Below are 17,047 nucleotides of genomic sequence, written 5' to 3'. Positions count from 1 at the left end.
GCGGTTCACGCGCGCGCAGCGACCCGCTCAGGGTTCACCCAGCTTTCCATTGCCTCGGGGGCGAGGGGGCGCGAGATCAGGAAGCCCTGCGCCTCGTCGCATCCCCAGCCGACCAGCATGTCGTAGGTCTCCTGCGTCTCCACGCCTTCCGCCACCACGCCGTAGCCGAGATCGTGAGCCATGCCGATCAAAGCCCGCACCAGCTTCTGGTCGTAGGTGTTGGTGGCAAGGTGGGTGATGAACGAGCGGTCCACCTTGATGAGATTGATGGGCAAGCGCTGGAGATAGGACAGGCAGCTATAGCCGGTGCCGAAATCGTCGATCGACATGGCGACCCCCATGTCGCGCAACGCCGCGATCTCGCTGAGAATGCTGGTGCTGCGGGTCAGCAGGGCGCTTTCGGTGAATTCCAGCTCGATCGCGCCGGGGGCGACGCCGTGCCGGGCGAGAATGGCGGCGAGACGCTCCGCGAAGCGCGGATCCTCCAGGTTCCGGGCCGAGACGTTGATCGAAATCCGATGGAAGCCGCCGGAGCGGTCCCAGATCGCCTGCTGGGCGATCGCCTGGTCCAGCACCCAGTCGGTGAGCAGGACGGTGAAGGCCGTGTCCTCAAAGAGCGGCATGAATTCCGCCGGCGAAACTTCGCCCAGTTGGGGATGGCGCCAGCGCAGCAGCGCCTCGGCCCCCACGCAGCGGCCGTTGCGCAGATCGACGCGCGGTTGATAGACCAACCGCAGCTCGCCGGGGTGCTTCAGCGCGGAGCCGATATCGTTCAGGAGCAGGAACCGGCGCCGGTGCGCGAGGTCGTGCCCTTCGTCATAGGCCGCAACCGAATCGCCGTTGTTTCGGGCATCGGCGGCGGCGTTGAACATGCGGCGCAGAACATCGCGCGGGGCCACAGCGCCGAGTTGGAACGCACAGACGCCGAACACGGGGTCCGGCGTCAGAGGGATGCCGGCGCACAGGACGAACGCGCGCAGCCCCACCGTCAGATCGTGGATGATATCGCGCAACTCGTCCGGCGCTTCTCCCCGCAGCACGATGGCGCAGCGCGCGGGACCGACGTGATAGACTCTCTGGGCCGGCTTCAGCAGGCTGCGGATCCGTTCGACGCTCTGGCGGATGAACGCCGCATAGGTGGCGCCCAGGACGCGCTGGCCGTGGGTGACCTGGGGCGGCGAGGCGAACTCGATCAGCAAAGCGGTGCACGCCGCGCCGGGCTCGCGGGCGCTCAGATCGTCCAGATCCTCGAAAAGCTGGTGCTCGTTCGGCTGGCCGCTGGTGGCATCGATGCAGCCGAAGGCGTTCTGAAGCTCGATCTGCGACATGACCATGGCCGCGAGATCGGCAAGGACCTGGCTCTCCTCCTGCGAGAAGTCGCGCGGCTTGTCGCCGATGATGCATAAGGTGCCGAGCCCATAGCCGGCACGGGTGATGAGCGGCGCCCCGGCATAGAAGCGGATGCCCACGCTTGCCAGCAGGCCACCCTTGAAGCGCGGGTCTTCCTCCATATCCGAGACGACGAAGACCGCGTCGTTCTGCACGGCATAGGCGCACGGCGCTTCCGAGCGGGGGATTTCCGCCAGGTCCACGCCCACGCGGGACTTGAACCATTGGCGGTCGCGATCGGTCAGCGAGATGGTCGAGACCGGCGAATGGAACAATCTGCTGGCGAGCCGAGTGATACGATCGAAGCTTTCGCTGGGGGGCGTATCCAGCAAATTGAGGTCCCGCAGAGCATTGAGGCGGGCTTCCTCATTGTCGATCACCGTTCGATCCATGGCTCAGATTTCCGCCTCGCGCCGCCAACTGGGCGGCTCCTATCCAAAGTGACACGCTGCACCACAGTGGAAAAGGCCCCTCAGGTCGTTGCTGGCGTCACTTGATCGTATGTGATGCCTACGTAGCGTCACGTCATCGTGTTTGCCAGATCGGCATCACGGGCGAGAGGTCAGAATTTCCCGCTTGCCGGCGTGGTTTGCCGCACCCACGATCCCTTCGTTTTCCATCCGCTCCATGAGGCTGGCGGCCTTGTTGTAGCCGATCTGAAGCCGGCGCTGGATATAGGAGGTGGATGCCTTGCGGTCCCGCATCACGATCGCCACCGCCTGCTCGTAATTATCCGCGCCGTCCTCGGCTGCGAGGGCGCTTTTGTTGAACACCGGGGTGTCGTCTTCCTCGTCCTCGCCTTCATCGTCGGAGGTGACGGCATCCAGATATTCCGGCCGCCCCTGCGCCTTGAGATGGGCCACCACTTTCTCCACTTCGCCATCGGAGACGAACGGGCCGTGCACGCGGGAAATGCGGCCGCCATTCGCCATGTACAGCATGTCGCCCTGACCCAGCAGGGTCTCGGCGCCCATCTCTCCGAGGATGGTGCGGCTGTCGATCTTGGACGTGACCTGGAACGAGATACGGGTCGGGAAATTGGCCTTGATGGTGCCGGTGATGACATCCACCGAGGGGCGCTGGGTCGCCATGACGAGATGGATGCCGGCGGCGCGGGCCATCTGGGCGAGGCGCTGGATCGCGCCTTCGATGTCCTTGCCGGCGGTCAGCATCAGGTCGGCCATCTCATCGACGATGATGACGATGTAGGGCAGAGCGGCGAGGTCCATGACGACCTCCGCGAAGGTCGCCTCCCCGGTCTCCTTGTCGAAGCCGGTGGGGACGATGGAGGTGACGACCTCGCCGGTCTCGCGCGCCTCGGCGACCCGCGCGTTGAAGCCCTCGATGTTGCGGACCTTCAACCGCGACATCTTGCGGTAGCGATCCTCCATCTCCCGCACCGCCCATTGCAGGGCGATGATCGCCTTCTTGGGGTCGGTGACGACGGGCGTCAGCAGATGGGGAATGCCCTCGTAGACCGACAATTCCAGCATCTTGGGGTCGATCATAATCAGGCGGCACTGCTCCGGCGTCAGGCGGTAGAGCAGCGACAGGATCATGGTGTTGATGGCGACCGACTTGCCCGAGCCGGTGGTGCCGGCCACCAGCAGATGGGGCATGCGGGCGAGATCGACGATGACAGGCTCGCCGCCGATGGTCTTGCCCAGGCAGATGCCGAGGCGCGCGCGGACGTCGGCGAAGGTCTGGCTGGCCAGGAGTTCCCGCAGCCAAACGGTCTCACGGCGCTGGTTCGGCAGTTCGATGCCGATGACGTTGCGCCCTTCCACCACCGCCACGCGGGTCGAGATCGCGCTCATGGAGCGGGCGATGTCGGCGGACAGGCCGATGACCCGGCTCGACTTCGTGCCCGGCGCGGGCTCGAACTCGTAAAGGGTGACGACCGGGCCCGGATTGGCGTCGATCACGTCGCCGCGCACCCCGAAGTCGCGCAGCGTCTGCTGGAGCGCCGCGGAATTGCGGTCGAGATATTCCTCGGACAGCTCGAAGACGGGCTCCAGAACGGGCGGCTCGGCGAGCAGTTCAAGCGGCGGCAATTCGTACGCGAAATGGCTCGGCCGCTGCTCCCTGGCGAGCGGCGCGGGGACTGCGGACACGGGAACGACGGGCGTCTGTTGCGGGACCGGTGGTGCGATGGGCGCCTGAACCTCGGCATGCATCTGCGCAACGGGCAAAGTTTCGGCGGCGGGCGTGAAGATCGGCCAGCCGAAAGAGGCATGCACGGTGTATCCGGCAGCGGAAAACAGTGCGGGCGGGGCGATCTCAGCCTGTTCGGCGTTCTCGACGGCGACCGGCGGCATCTCAGGTGCCGAAGCGACACGCTCGATCTCGGGCGGCAGGATTTCAGGTGCGGGGACTTCAGACGCAGGGGCTTCAGGTGCGAGGTCGACAGGCAGGATGTCTTCGATCGACAGTTCCGGGATCGGCTCCGCGTCGGCCAGATAGGCCTCTACCGGCACCGTCTCCACGGGCATCGCAACCAGATCCTGGTCGGGCGCCGCCGTTGGCATGCTGGAAGACGCGACCGAGATGAGGCGGGCGAGCCGGCGGATAGATGGCGGGATATCCGCGAAGGACACAGCCTCCAGAATCGCCTCGATTGAGACGATCGCCTCGTCGGTCATCTCCGGCGCAGGGACCTCGGCCGATCCGGCGGCTTCAGCCGCGACGAAGACGGACGCGACCGGCTCCGCTTCGGCGGTCAGAGCGGGTTGGATCTCGAATGCCTCGGCTTCGAGGGTAACCGCCTCTGCCGATTCGGGGGTATCGACCGCTTCCGCGACAGGCTCTTGAAGCGGGGATTCTTCAAGGGGCGATTCTTCAAGGGGCGATTCTTGGGTGAAGGTTTCTTCGACAGCCCCATCCTGTGTAAAGGCGGTTTCCTGCGCAAAGGCGCGTGCGGCCCAGCTTTCGCCGGTCCAGTCAATGAGGATGTCGTCGTCCTCGATCTCCTCGGCGGTGCGCTGCGGCAACGCCATCACCTGGGATTCGGGCTCAACGGCGACGTCCGCCGTCTCCGTCGCGGGCTCGCCGGTGGGCGGGGCCGCATGACCCGGCATACGGGCGCGCAGCAGGAGGTCCGGCGTACGGGTGAACCGCGTGTTCTCGTCCAGCGTGAAAGGCTTCAGCCAGCTCGGCACCTGATCCGCCGCGAGCCAAGAGGAAATGCTGACGCGGGGAGCGGAGCCTGTGTCGGTCGAGGGGGGGAAGACGGAGGCAAGTGGATCGGTGGGGCGATTCCAAGAAGACATGTGCGTCCATGACCCATGAGCCGTGCGGACCGGCCGGCAACGTTCGCTTCCAGGGATAGAAGCGGGCCGTTAACGGGAGGTTTGGACGGACCCGATCCGGGTCATGCGCGGTGCTTTTTCCCCAGAGTGTGGCTTTGCTGCGCGGCGACTGCCGCAGCGATGCGACACGCCACGCAGCCCGCCCGCACTCTAGCCGAGCGCGCGCCCCATCAGCCGCCCGAGGCGTGTGGAGAAGGCGCGCGGATCGGCCGGCTGTTCGCCATCCAGGATGCGTGCCTCGTCCAGCAGCAGATGGGCGGCATCGTCCCGGAAGGTGGGGTCCTCCCCGCCAAGGGCGGCGAGCTTCACCACCAGATCGTGGCGCGGGTTGATTTCCAGCACCGGCTTTGCCACTTCGGGTGCACGGCCGGCCCCCGCCAGGAGCTTCTCCAACTGCCGGTCCATTCCCCGCTCGGGCGCCACCAGGCACACCGCGCTCTCGGTCAGCCGATCCGAGGTGCGCACGTCCGAGACGGCATCCTCGAGCGTCGCCTTCAGGAAGGTGACGAACTGCGCGACCTGCTCGCTCGCCTCGGCGGACGGCGGCGCGATGTCCTCGCTCGGAGGAATGAGGCTGAGGTCCGCCGACCCTTGCGTGACGGACTTGAACGGCTTGCCCTCGTGATCCATCCCCGCCGTGACCCAGAAGCTATCCACATGGTCCGGCAGCAGCAGCACCTCGATGCCGCGCGCCCGGAACCCTTCGAGCTGCGGAGAGGCCTCGATCCGCTCAAGGTCGCTGCCGAGCGCGTAATAGATGGCGGTCTGGTTTTCCTTCATCCCCGCCACATAATCCTTCAGCGAGCGCCAGGCGCCGGCCGAGGTGGTGGTCTTGAAGCGGGCGAGGCCGAGCAGCGCCTGCCGGCGCTCATAATCCTCGTACAGGCCTTCCTTCAGGACGGCGCCGAAATTCTCCCAGACGCTGGTATAGGCGTCGGCATCATTGGCGGAGAGCTTCTCCAGCTCCGACAGCACGCGGTTCGAGACGCCCTTCTTGAGCGCAGCGAGCACCGGGCTTTCCTGAATCATTTCGCGCGAGACGTTCAGCGGCAGGTCGGCGGAATCCACCAGCCCGCGCACGAAGCGCAGATAGCGCGGCAGAAGGTCGGCATCATCGGTGATGAAGACGCGGCGCACATAGAGCTTCATGCGGCCGTGACGGTCCGGCTCGAACAGGTCGAACGGCTTGGAGCCGGGCACGAAGGCGAGCACGGAATATTCGTGTCGGCCTTCAGCGCGGTAGTGCAGCGTCAGCGCCGGCTTGTCGAACTGGCCGGCGACGCCGCGATAGAAGTCGGCATATTCCTCTTCGGTGATGTCCGCCTTGGGCCGGGTCCACAGGGCCGCGCCGTCGGCGATCTCCTCCGGTTCGGCGTCCGGCTGTGCCCGCAGGAAGATGGCGACCGGCACATGGCCGGACTGGGCCCGGACGATGCGCTCCACCGTGTAGCGTTCGGTGTAGGTGGCGGCATCCTCCAGCAGATGAAGCACCACGCGGGTTCCGCGCGCCGGGGCGTCTGCCACGTCGATCGGCGCGATGGTGTAGGTGCCCTGCCCGTCCGAGGACCAGAGCGAGGCCTCGTCCGTGCCGGCACGGCGCGAGGTGACGTCCACTTTCCCCGCCACCATGAAGGCGGAATAGAAGCCGACGCCGAACTGGCCGATGAGCTGCGTGCCCTCGCTGCCCTCGGCGGCCGAGATGCGGTCCATGAACGCTTTGGTGCCGGAGCGGGCGATGGTGCCCAGCGCCTCCGAGAGGTCGGCGGCGGTCATGCCGATGCCGTTGTCCTCGATGGTCAGCCGGCGGTTCTCGGCATCCAGCGTCAGAGTGATCCGAGGCTTGGGATCATCACCCAGCAGAGCGGGGGCAGAGATGGATTCGTAGCGCAGCTTCTCGCACGCGTCCGCCGCGTTGGAGATCAGTTCGCGCAGGAAGACGTCCTTGTCCGAATAGACCGAGTGCACCATCAGGTGGAGCAGCTTGGCTACATCGGCTTCGAACGCGTGGCTTTCCGGGGTGGCGGCGCTCGTGGTCGTCATGGCGGAACACATCTCTTCGGTTGCTGCGGCAAGCGAGGAGATGGCCGGAGACGCCGCCAATTTCAAGGGGAATGACGGCCTTGCGCGTCAGCCGCCCATGGCGGTCTGATAAAATGAGGGGTCGTAATAGCGCGAGGGGTCGTTCAGGGTCTTGCGCGGCAGGCCATAGCGGCTGCGCAGAGCGAGCACCGTCTCAATGCCGGCAACATCGACACGCGCGTCGCGGAAGAAGCCGTGCGCGGGGTCGAGGAGTTCCACATAGGTCTCCTGCGCCAGCGCCTCGTCCATGGTCACGTTGGCGCGCAGAATCTCGATGGCTCGGGTACGGTTCTCCGGAAGGTAGAGCCAGTCGATGGCGGCGCTATAGGCGCGGATGAAACCCTGCACCAATTCAGGATTTGCCTGCGCCCAGCCGCGCCGGGTGGCGCCGACATTGCCCTGGTAGGGGCCGATGACGGAAACCGCGTGGGCCAGCTGCGACAGGCCGCGCTGGCGGGCGAGGATGTTGTAGGGCGCCGACAGCAGGGTTCCGGCCTGCTTGCCCTCCAGCAAGGCGTTGAACCGCTGGACCATTCCCCCGGCCTTCTCGATCGTCAGATCTTCTTCGGGAAAGCCTTCCAGCCGCATCATCTCCAGCAGGACGAAGGCATAGCCGGTGGTGCGGGCGTCCACCGACAGGGTGCGGCCGGCAAGATCGGGGATGGTTTTCACGTCCCCGGCCGCAATCAGGCTGAGGAAGCCGCTATCGCTGCCCATGAAGGCGAAGAAGTCCGGCTGCGGGCCGATGGGCGCTTCGCCCTGTCCCTCGACATAGGCGACGATGTTGTCGATGGCGGTGATGGCGATGTCGTAGGCGCCTTCGGCGAGGCCGGTCATCTGGGCGATGGAGTTCGGCGTCGGCAGCAGCGACACCTCGATGCCCTCGCGCGCGAAAAATCCCTCGCTCTGGCCGACGAAACTCGGCCAGTTGAAGCCGCCGGGGAAGACGTTGACGGTCACGCGCGTCAGCGCGCGACCGGAGGATGAAGACAAGGACAAGAGACTCTCCGGCGTTCAGGCGAGGGGGCTACGGCGTGGCGGAAATGCCGCCGCCGCGGGTTGCCCATCCGGTCATGCGCTGCTCGATCGCAACCGCGACCACATACATGGCAATACCCATGGCCGCCGTGGTGAGCAGGCCGGCGAAGGCGAGCGGCACCTCGAAGCGGGAGGAGGCAACCAGCATGAGATGGCCGATGCCGGCATCGGATGCCACGGTTTCCGCCAGGATCGAGCCGACGAAGGCAACCGAAATGGCGATCTTCAGCGAGGCGAAGAAATAGGGCATCGCGCGGGGCAGGCCCACCTTCAACACCACCTGATACTGCTTGGCGCCCAAAGCGCGCAGCACGTCCCGCAGTTCCGGCTCGACCGTGGCGATGCCGGTGGCGACGTTCACCATGATCGGGAAGAAGGAGATGAGAAACGCGGTGATGATGGCCGGGACCGTGCCGATGCCGAACCAGATCACCAGGATCGGCACCACCGCCACCTTCGGAATGGAATTGAAGCCGATCAGCGCGGGATAGAACGCATCATACATTACCGGCGAAGCGCCGATGATGGTCCCGACCAGCAGCCCGAACGCCACGGCGAGCGCAAAGCCGATGATGGTCGTCAGGAACGTCTGCCACGCCGCCTCGGCGATCACAGCGTGCCACTCGATCATTGAGGCGAAGATCGCGGTGGGCGCCGGCAGGACGAAGTTCTCGATGTGGAACAGCCTGACGGCCAGCTCCCACAGAACGAAGAAGCCGACGATCACCAGAACCGGCAATATTCGGCGCACCGCTTTGCGGCGCAGGAGGAGCGGCTTGCGGACTTTCTTGGCCGGCTTCGCGGCGGTCGTGTCGATCATCACGATGGTTCCCTCACGCCGCTTTGCGCCGGACAACGGAAATATGGTCCCGCAGGGTCTGGATCAGTTCGCTCGCCTCCGGCGTGAACAGCCCATCCAACGTGCGCGGCCGGGGGAGTGGGACCTTGTACTGGGCGATGATGCGGCCGGGACGGTTGCTCATCACCAGGATGCGGTCGGCGAGGAACACCGCCTCACGCAGGTCGTGCGTCACCAGGATCACGGTGGGCTTGCGGGCCAGCCACAGGGTCTGAAGCTCGAGCCACAATTCTTCTCGCGTGAACATGTCGAGCGCGCCGAACGGCTCGTCGAGCATCAGGAGCTTCGGGTCATGGATCAGCGCGCGGCAGAGCGAGGCGCGCTGCTGCATGCCACCGGACAATTGCCAGGGAAATTTCTGCTCGAATTCCGCAAGGCCGACCAGCTTCAGGAGGTCGCGTGCCTTGGCGAGATATTCATTGCGGTTGCGCCGCAGCCGGCCGGCATGGGGCTGGGCGATTTCGAGCGGCAGCATGATGTTGGAAAGGGTGGTGCGCCAGGGCAGCAGGCTCGGGTTCTGGAACGCCATGCCGGTGATGCTGAGCGGGCCGTCCACTTCCTTTTCGGACACGATGACCGTGCCGTCATTGGCGGGCCAGAGGCCGGTCACCACCTTCATCAGGGTGGATTTTCCGCACCCGGACGGTCCGACAACGGCGACGAACTCGCCCTCGTCCACCGTCAGGCTGAGGTCGTGCAGCGCAAGGGTGCCGTCCTCGTCTCCGCCGTAGCGCAGTTCGACCCGATCCAATTCGACAAACTTGCTCATTTCCGCTCCCACTGCAGACCTCCCGCTGGTTCCCTCCCCCCTCCGAAGGGGGAGGGAACCCAGATTGCCTCACCCCTTCTGCAGGATGGACTTGTCGATCATCGCGTGAACGCCCTTGATGTTGTTCACGGTCTGAGTGACGTGCAGGTCGCAGGCGAAGCTGCACAGAGCATAGGCTTCTGACTTCGGAATGCCGGTCATGTCGACGATCCAGCCGATCATCTCACGCAGCGCCTGCTTGGCCGCATCGTCAAGGTCGACGTCGAGGCCGAAGGTGACAAACTTCTCCGGCGTCTCGGCACGCGGCATGGTCCAGCCCAGATCCTTGCGGACGGTGAAGTTGAAGACGCCGGTCAGTGAGGTCTCCACCGCCGTGCCGTTCACCTCGCCATCACCCTGAGCGGCATGGCCGTCGCCGGTGGAGAAGAGCGCGCCCTCGTTCCACACGGGGAGATAGATGGTGCTGCCAGCGGTCAGCGCCTTACAGTCGATATTGCCGCCGAACTCGCGCGGCTCCTTGCTGTTCTGCCGGCCGAACTCAGGCTTGGGCGCCACCGCCAACTGGCCGAAGAACGGCGCCATGGGCACGCGCAGGCCGGAGGGCAGGATCACCTGATTGGCCTTGAGGTCGAGTTCCGGCAGCAGGAGATTGAAATAGGGGAAGTCTTCGGGGAGCGTTCCCATATAGCCGCGGAAGACGTTCCAGCCCCAGTCCTGGCGGACCGTGATCTCCTCGATCTTCACCTGGAGGACATCGCCGACCGCAGCGCCCTCAACATAGACCGGGCCGGTATAGATGTGGTTGCCCGTGCCCTTCTTCACCTTCTCGAAGATTTCGACCAGGTCGGGCAGAATGGTCAGGCCGCGCTTGGGGTCCGGCATCCAGTCGGGATGGCCGGAGACGCAATCGATGGTCACGGTGTCGCCCGACGCGATCTTGATGACCGGCGGCAGCGACGCGTCGATGAAGCCCCAGTGCACGGTCTCGGGCTTCGAAGGCAGATGATGATGGGTGCTCATTGCACTCTCCTTGGGCTTATAGCCAAGCGGTGTTTTATCGGATGGGGCATCCCCTCCCCCGCAAGCGGTAGAGGGGGCGCGAGGGGCGCGTCTCTAGCCTTCGCTGCCGAGGATCGTGCCGGCAGGCATGTCCATGCAGTATTTCGCGATGTCGCCGGCGCGGGTGTACCAGATGCGGTCCGCGTGCTTGTGCTCGGCGCAATGCTTGAGCGCCTGGCGCAGCGGGCGAAGGCGGAAAGGCTGGCCGAGAATAAAGCCGTGAAGCGAGATCGCCATCACCAGCGGGTGGCGCTCGGACTGCTCCAGCATTTCCTCGAACTGATCGACGATCATGTCCGCGAACTCACGGCCACTGTGGTCGCGGCCGACCAAGGTGCCGGCATCGTTGAGTTCAAGCGGGTAGGGCACGGTGAGGAGCGGCCCGGAGCGGGTGCGCATCCATACCGGCTGGTCGTCCATCGGCCAGTCGAGCAAATGGGTGTAGCCGGCTTCCTTCAGCAGGTCGGGGGTAACGCTGGATTCGTTGGCGCCGGGTCCCATCCAACCTGTCGGGGCGACGCCGATATGCTCGGCGATGATGTCGGTGACTTCCTGGATGACACGCTTTTCGTCGTGTTCCCAGAACGGCTTCAGATGTTCCGCATTGGTGCGGCCGTGACCGAGCACGTCGTCGCCGCGCTCTTTGATCTTCTCGATAATCTCGGGATATTCGTAGCAGACGCTCGAATTCAGCAGGATCGATGCCGGCAGCTTCAGTTCGTCCAGGATCTCGAACAGGCGCCATACGCCGATGCGGTTGCCATAGTCGCGCCAAGCGTAATTGCGCTGGGTCTGGCCGCCGCCCTTCACGGTGGGGTCCATGCCCATGCCGGCACCGAACGCGAAATGCTCGATATTTATGGCGACATAGAACGCCAGCCGCTTGCCTTCAGGCCAGGTGAAATCCTTGCGCTTGGTAATCGGCGAATAGTCGTAACGTTTCTGGCTCGGCAATTTCAGCATCGTGTCCTCCAGCATCTTCGGCTCGGTTGAACCCCTGCCGCGCGGCCTCGCATCGTCCGGAACAGGCCCGGAAGCAGGATGCCGCGACGCTAACAAACTTGAATGAACTTGCAATATAAAAAATTTAGGTAAAAATCATGAACACCGTTCACATCCACTCAAGGGCCAACGCTGTGATGAAAAGCTTCAAGACACTCAATTTCCTACGCGGCGCGTTGGCTGCCACAGGCGTCCTCGCCGCCTTGTCCGGTGCAAGTTCCGCACAGGCACAGGATGTGCGCATCTCCATGGACTGGCTGATCCAGGGGACCCACGCGCCGTTTTTCGTCGCCCAGTCGAAGGGCTATTTCAAGGACGAGGGCATCAACCCGACAATGGATTCGGGTAAGGGTGCAACCAATGTGGCCGTGAGCGTCGCCAGTGGCGCCTACCAGTTCGGCCTCGTGGACGTGCCGAGCATGATCGTGTTCAACGCGAAGAACCCCGGCAAGCCGCTGGTCGGCGTCTATATGTATTTCGACCAGAGCGCGCTTGCCATCATCAGCCGCGCCTCGGCTGACATCCGCAAGCCGGCAGACCTGATGGGCAAGAAGATCGCAGCCGGCCCCGGTACGGCCGCCTACGACATGATCAGCCTCATCCTCAGCCCCGAGGACAACGCCAAGGTCCAGTGGGTTCCGGTGCAGCCCCAGTTGTTCGCCGCAATGCTTCAGCGCAAGGAAGTGGAAGGCCTCGGCGGCTTCGTGAACTCGCAGCTTCCGGCCGCGCTCGAGGCGGGTCTGAAGATGGATGAAATCTCGGTCATGAGGTTCTCCAGCTTCGGTCCGGAACTCTATGGCATGTCGCTCGCCACCACGAAGGAGTATGCCGACGCCAATCCGGAGATCGTGAAAAAGGTCATCCGCGCGGTGAACAAGGGCCTCCTCGACACCATCGCCGACCCGGAAGCCGCGCTCAAGGTCATGAAGGCGCGCGACGCGATGATGAAGACCGACATCGAGAAGGTCCGCCTCGACCTGGCGCTGAGCCTCGTTGTGACGCCCTTCACCAAGGCCAACGGCCTGTCAACCGTGGTGCCGGAGCGCGTGAAGCTGACCGTCGACAATGTGGCCAAGCTGTTCAAGCTTGAGAACGCCCAGCCGCCGTCCGAAATCTTCAACAGCTCCTACCTGCCCCCGGCAGCCCAGCGCATGCCGAAGTAATCCAGGGATAGCGGCGCCTTAGGAGGCGCCGCACCCCTTAGGTGGCGCGGCAGACTGTACCAGCCGCGCCACCGAAGACGACCAAGATTTAGAAGAACAAGATTTTTTGGAGACGCTTATGACCACCGATGTTTTGTCCGCGCCCATATTGGATCAGGATTTTACCGGAGAAGAGCACTGGGCCGATAAGGACGGCGTTCGCCTGTTCCTGTGGCGCAAGCGCGCGACGACAGCCGATGCCGGAACGATCCTGTTCGTTCACGGTTCCTCCATGTCCTCCCGCCCGACCTTCGACCTCTTGGTTCCCGGCCACCCCGATTCCTCCGCCATGAACTGGTTCGCCCGGCGCGGCTTCGACGTGTGGTGCGTCGACATGGAAGGCTATGGCGCCTCCGACAAGCACCGGGACATCAATTCGGACATCTCCACCGGCGCGGACGATCTCGCCGCCGCCGCCGGCTACATCCAAGCCCTCACCGGCTGCGGCCCGCTGCTGCTCTATGGCATTTCGTCCGGCTCGCTGCGGGCGGCCCTGTTCAGCGAACGGCACCCGGAACTCGTCGCACGGGTGGCGCTCGACGCCCTGGTCTGGACCGGCGAGAACAGCCCGACGCTGGAGCAGCGGCGCAAGAAGCTGCCCGAGTTCATGGCGAAGAACCGCCGGCCCATCGACCGCGCCTTCGTCCGTTCAGTTTTCGACCGGGACCATCCCGACACGGCGGAACGTTCAGTGATCGAATCCTTCGCCGATGCGATCCTGACCTATGACGATTCCATGCCCACCGGCACCTATGTCGACATGTGCTCCCGCCTGCCGCTGCTCGATCCCGCGCGCATGAGGGTCCCCACCCTCATCATGCGCGGCGAACACGACGGCATCGCCAGCCTCCAGGACCTACTGAGCTATTTCGAGAAGATCGCGTGCAGCGACAAATCCTTCGCGGTGATGCCGGGGATTTCGCACGCGTCGTTCCAGCAGAAAAATTACGCGCTCGTCTATCATATTCTCCACAGCTTCTTTACCCAGCCGGCGCCGGTCTATCGCGGCTAAAGACCGGCGGGGCTATCAACCGGACCGGGCGGAGAGAGAAAACGCGGGGCCAAGATGGGTATCAACAAGACAATGTCTTCCTTCGCCGCATCGGCGCGGGATACATCAGATGAAAGCATCGGGCACAGGCTGCGCTATGCGCGGCGCGAACGCGGCGCCACGCTGAAGGAAGTCGCTGATGCGGCGGGGTGCTCCGAGAGCCTTCTCTCCAAGCTGGAAAACAACAAGGCCCATGCCTCGCTGAACCTGTTGCGACGGGTCTGCGGTGCCCTTGACCTTACCATAGGTGAACTGTTCGCCGCTGCCAATGATCCAGGTGAGGTCGTGACCCGCGCGGCCGACCGCAAGATTGTCGATTTCGATCCGGTGCGCCCCGGCTACCGCATCCATATGGAGCGCCTGATTCCCCTTACGGAAAGCTCACTCCTGCAAGGCAACATCCATGTGCTGGCGCCAGGTGGCGGCAGCGATGGGATGATCGCCCATTCCGGCGAGGAGGTCGGTTATCTCATCAGCGGGGAAATCGAACTCCTGGTGGGCGGCCGCGTCTATCACATGAGCGCGGGCGATTCGTTCTTCTTCCGCTCCGACCTGCCCCATGGCTATCGCAATGTGGGGGACAGCGAGGCCCGCATCATCTTCATCAACACCCCCCCGACATTCTGACGCCTTTTCACCGCGCGCCACGGGCTTAGTGTCGGCCACGGCGTTCGGGGGGATGCGCCGGGGGATTCAGCTTTGCTTCACCGCTTTCGGGAGCCGTCCGAGACCGAGCTTATCTATGTTCGCACGCAGACCCAGGTGATCAGCCGCACCACGCTGCGGGGCGCGCTGAGCCGGGACCAATTCCAGACCGCCCTCGCCGCGCTCGAACTCCGTTTCGCCATCCTGCGCGCGGTGATTCGGGACGGCCATTTTCTGGAAAAACCTGCTGAGCGCATGACGCCGGTGCACTGGCTGGCGGGACAAGCGGTCAGCATCGATCAGCTCTACAACGACTTGCTGGACCGGCAGCTCAATCTCCATGAGGGTCTTTATGAGGCCCATGTGATCGACCATGGCGACAGCGCCGACATTTTCCTTCTCACCTCCCACGCCGTGACCGACGCCACCGCTTTGCTGGAACTCCACGCCTGCCTCGCCTTCCTGTGTGACGGTGCGGTGCGCGGCGCGACGCCCAATGTGGTGGACCAGCCGTTTCCCCAGAGCATCGACGATGCGGTTGCCCGATGCCTGACGGCGCTCGGCATCGACCCGGCCCAGCGGCGCCCGGCGGCAGACTTCGAGGGGGACTTCCTTCAATTGCCGGAGCAAGCGGACAGTGCGACGGGTGCATTCACCCACGCTTTGGCGCGCATCGTCCTCGCGCCGGCCCGAATGCGCCTGATTTCCGATGCCGGCCATGCCCACGGCGTCTCCGTGCACGCCATGCTGACCGCCGCCTTCGCCCTGGCCGTCCGCGATGTTGCCACCGCACCTGCGCCGCAGATTCTCATGCGCGCCTCCATCGACATGCGCCGCCGGCTGCACCCGCATGTGGCGGTGGAACTGGTGTTTTCCGCCGTCACCGCGCACATTTCACATGTCGCTGACATGAGCGGCTCGATCTTCGATATCGCCCGCGCAATCCAGGCCGACATCCGCTCCGGCACGGCCGATGGGCGCATCCTGGAAGATTATGTGCACTACCCCAGTTCATTCGGGCAGATGCGGGAAGCGCCGGTGGCGCTGAATATTTCGGACATGGGGGCGGTGACGTTACACTTCCCCATGACAACGCTGAAGGTGGCCGGCTTCGAATACGCCACCGGCTGGCGCAAGCGTTATCCCAATGTCTCGGTCACCATCCACCAAGGACGGTTGGTGGCGACGCTCACCTATATCCCGGAGATCATTTCTCCGGAGACGATGACGCGTCTCTCAGCCGGTGTCGTTGCCCACCTGGACGCGGCCGCCGGCCTGTAGAGCCGGCGCCCGCATTCGCTCAGGTGTACTTCGGGTCGCGGTCCAGCAGCTCGATGGAGATGTTGGCGGGACCTTCGATGAAGCAGACGCGCACGCCAGGCCGCGCGGTTTCGGGGCCCTTGGTGATCACCGCGCCCTTGGCCTTCAGGTCGGCCGCGACGCGGTCAATATCCTTCACGGCCAAGGCGAAATGGTCGAGACCCTTGTGCGGCGACACCGGCGCATCGCCGGTCGAGCCGTCATCCGGCACCTGCTGAAAGAAAATGCTCGCGCCGCCGAGCTTCACGACGATGCGCACCGGCGAGCGGATGATTTCCGCTCCGAGCAGATCCCCGAACCACTGCGCGGCAGCTTCCTGGTCCGTGACGAACAGGTGGATGTGATCCCAAGTGAACTGCGGTGCTGCCTCAGACATGCGTATCCCTCGCCTTCTTGATTCGGGCGGTCTCCGCGCGGTGCGGGATGCCATCCCTCGGTTTACTCCCACGGCCCGCACGGCGCATCAGGCAAAGCCATAAAGCCGCGCCGGAGTGGCCACAAAAGCGATCGAACCGGTGCGGCAACGGGGCACGATCCGTCTCAAATCAACCCGCCGATAGCCCAGCCCTCAACCGCCTGGGGCAGGATGAACGGGCTATCGGGAGCCATATTGACCCGCGCCCGGACGTCGAACGCCTCGTTCAAGGTGCGGTCGGTCAACACCTCTTCCGGCGTCCCCTGGAACAGCAGCCGGCCCTGCTTCAGCACCAGCAGATGGTCGGCCACCATGGCCGCGAGGTTGAGATCGTGGAGCACCGCGAACACGCCGCCGCCGCGCCGGGCGTGCGCGCGGGCGATGTTGAGGACGAGCAACTGATGGGAGAGGTCGAGGCTGGCGGTCGGCTCGTCGAGCAGGAGAAAACGGGGGAGGTCGCTCGCCCCCTGGTCCAGTTGCGCCAGCACACGGGCCAGATGGGTGCGCTGCCGCTCGCCGCCGGACAGCGAATCAAAACGCCGTTCGGCAAAGCCCGGCAGATCGACCCGTGCGAGCAGGCTCTCGATGCGCTGGCCTGCCGCCCTGCCCCCGAGCAGCCCCAGCCCGACGACCTCCGCGACCGAAAAGGGAAACGCGACATCGGTCTGTTGCGGCAGCACGGCGCGCCGGCGTGCCAGTTCCGCCGGCGACAGGGACTTCAGCGGCCTGTCGTCCAGCAGCACCGCGCCGCTGTCCGGCACGATCTCTCCCGAGAGCACCTTGAGGAGCGTGGATTTGCCCGCGCCGTTCGGCCCGACAACCACCATGAACTGGCCTGGCCGAAGGGTGATGCTGACTTCGGACAGAAGGGCCTTTCCGGCGCGCCGGACAGTGACATCGCTCACGACGTA

Annotated in this window: 13 protein-coding genes and 1 pseudogene; 4 read left to right on the top strand and 10 right to left on the bottom strand. The window is 64.7% G+C overall.

The features are described from left to right. Positions 1-5: 5 nt before the first annotated feature. The 8 genes from ADADO0_RS06040 to ADADO0_RS06005 form a co-directional block, all read right to left on the bottom strand. Positions 6-1,781: a bifunctional diguanylate cyclase/phosphodiesterase gene (locus tag ADADO0_RS06040; protein WP_511304209.1), complete on the bottom strand. Its 1,776-nt coding sequence runs from the start codon at positions 1,779-1,781 to the stop codon at positions 6-8. A gap of 156 nt (positions 1,782-1,937) precedes the next feature. After that, positions 1,938-4,658, bottom strand: a complete 2,721-nt coding sequence (locus tag ADADO0_RS06035; RefSeq protein ID WP_511304208.1) for a DNA translocase FtsK — start codon at positions 4,656-4,658, stop codon at positions 1,938-1,940. A gap of 189 nt (positions 4,659-4,847) precedes the next feature. Then, positions 4,848-6,737, bottom strand: coding sequence for a molecular chaperone HtpG (htpG, locus tag ADADO0_RS06030; protein WP_511304207.1), 1,890 nt, complete (start codon positions 6,735-6,737; stop codon positions 4,848-4,850). Between the two features lie 87 nt (positions 6,738-6,824). Then, entirely contained in the window at positions 6,825-7,775 is a 951-nt protein-coding gene (locus tag ADADO0_RS06025) for an ABC transporter substrate-binding protein (protein WP_511304206.1), read from the bottom strand. Between the two features lie 28 nt (positions 7,776-7,803). Further along, positions 7,804-8,634 carry an ABC transporter permease gene (locus ADADO0_RS06020; RefSeq protein ID WP_511304205.1) on the bottom strand — a complete coding sequence of 277 codons (831 nt, stop codon included), beginning with the start codon at positions 8,632-8,634 and terminating at the stop codon, positions 7,804-7,806. 13 nt (positions 8,635-8,647) lie between these two features. Further along, positions 8,648-9,442, bottom strand: a complete 795-nt coding sequence (locus tag ADADO0_RS06015; protein ID WP_511304204.1) for an ABC transporter ATP-binding protein — start codon at positions 9,440-9,442, stop codon at positions 8,648-8,650. Positions 9,443-9,511: 69 nt separating this feature from the next. Then, positions 9,512-10,462: an acetamidase/formamidase family protein gene (locus tag ADADO0_RS06010; protein ID WP_511304203.1), complete on the bottom strand. Its 951-nt coding sequence runs from the start codon at positions 10,460-10,462 to the stop codon at positions 9,512-9,514. A gap of 93 nt (positions 10,463-10,555) precedes the next feature. Then, a complete protein-coding gene (locus ADADO0_RS06005) occupies positions 10,556-11,479 on the bottom strand; it encodes a polysaccharide deacetylase family protein (protein WP_511304202.1) in 924 nt (307 codons plus the stop codon). A gap of 122 nt (positions 11,480-11,601) precedes the next feature. Between ADADO0_RS06005 and ADADO0_RS06000 the strand changes: the two genes are divergently transcribed. The 4 genes from ADADO0_RS06000 to ADADO0_RS05985 all read left to right on the top strand — a co-directional run bounded on the left by ADADO0_RS06000 (position 11,602) and on the right by ADADO0_RS05985 (position 15,682). Then, positions 11,602-12,666: an ABC transporter substrate-binding protein gene (locus ADADO0_RS06000; protein WP_511304201.1), complete on the top strand. Its 1,065-nt coding sequence runs from the start codon at positions 11,602-11,604 to the stop codon at positions 12,664-12,666. A gap of 118 nt (positions 12,667-12,784) precedes the next feature. After that, positions 12,785-13,717, top strand: coding sequence for an alpha/beta hydrolase (locus ADADO0_RS05995; RefSeq protein WP_511304200.1), 933 nt, complete (start codon positions 12,785-12,787; stop codon positions 13,715-13,717). 54 nt (positions 13,718-13,771) lie between these two features. Continuing rightward, positions 13,772-14,383 (top strand): cupin domain-containing protein, encoded by a 612-nt coding sequence (locus ADADO0_RS05990; RefSeq protein WP_511304199.1) that lies wholly within the window; start codon positions 13,772-13,774, stop codon positions 14,381-14,383. A 72-nt stretch (positions 14,384-14,455) separates the two neighbouring features. Next, positions 14,456-15,682, top strand: coding sequence for a phthiocerol/phthiodiolone dimycocerosyl transferase family protein (locus tag ADADO0_RS05985; RefSeq protein WP_511304198.1), 1,227 nt, complete (start codon positions 14,456-14,458; stop codon positions 15,680-15,682). A 19-nt stretch (positions 15,683-15,701) separates the two neighbouring features. Here ADADO0_RS05985 and ADADO0_RS05980 read toward each other — a convergent pair whose 3' ends face one another. Next, on the bottom strand, positions 15,702-16,097 hold the full coding sequence (locus ADADO0_RS05980; protein ID WP_511304197.1) for a VOC family protein: 396 nt from the start codon (positions 16,095-16,097) through the stop codon (positions 15,702-15,704). 164 nt (positions 16,098-16,261) lie between these two features. After that, positions 16,262-17,041 (bottom strand): annotated as a pseudogene (locus tag ADADO0_RS05975) (heme ABC transporter ATP-binding protein); the annotation flags it as partial. Positions 17,042-17,047 lie beyond the last annotated feature (6 nt).

It is taken from the genome of Aquabacter sp., from assembly GCF_965279295.1.
Taxonomy (GTDB): domain Bacteria; phylum Pseudomonadota; class Alphaproteobacteria; order Rhizobiales; family Xanthobacteraceae; genus Aquabacter.
This window is presented reverse-complemented; position numbering and strand designations above follow the sequence as displayed.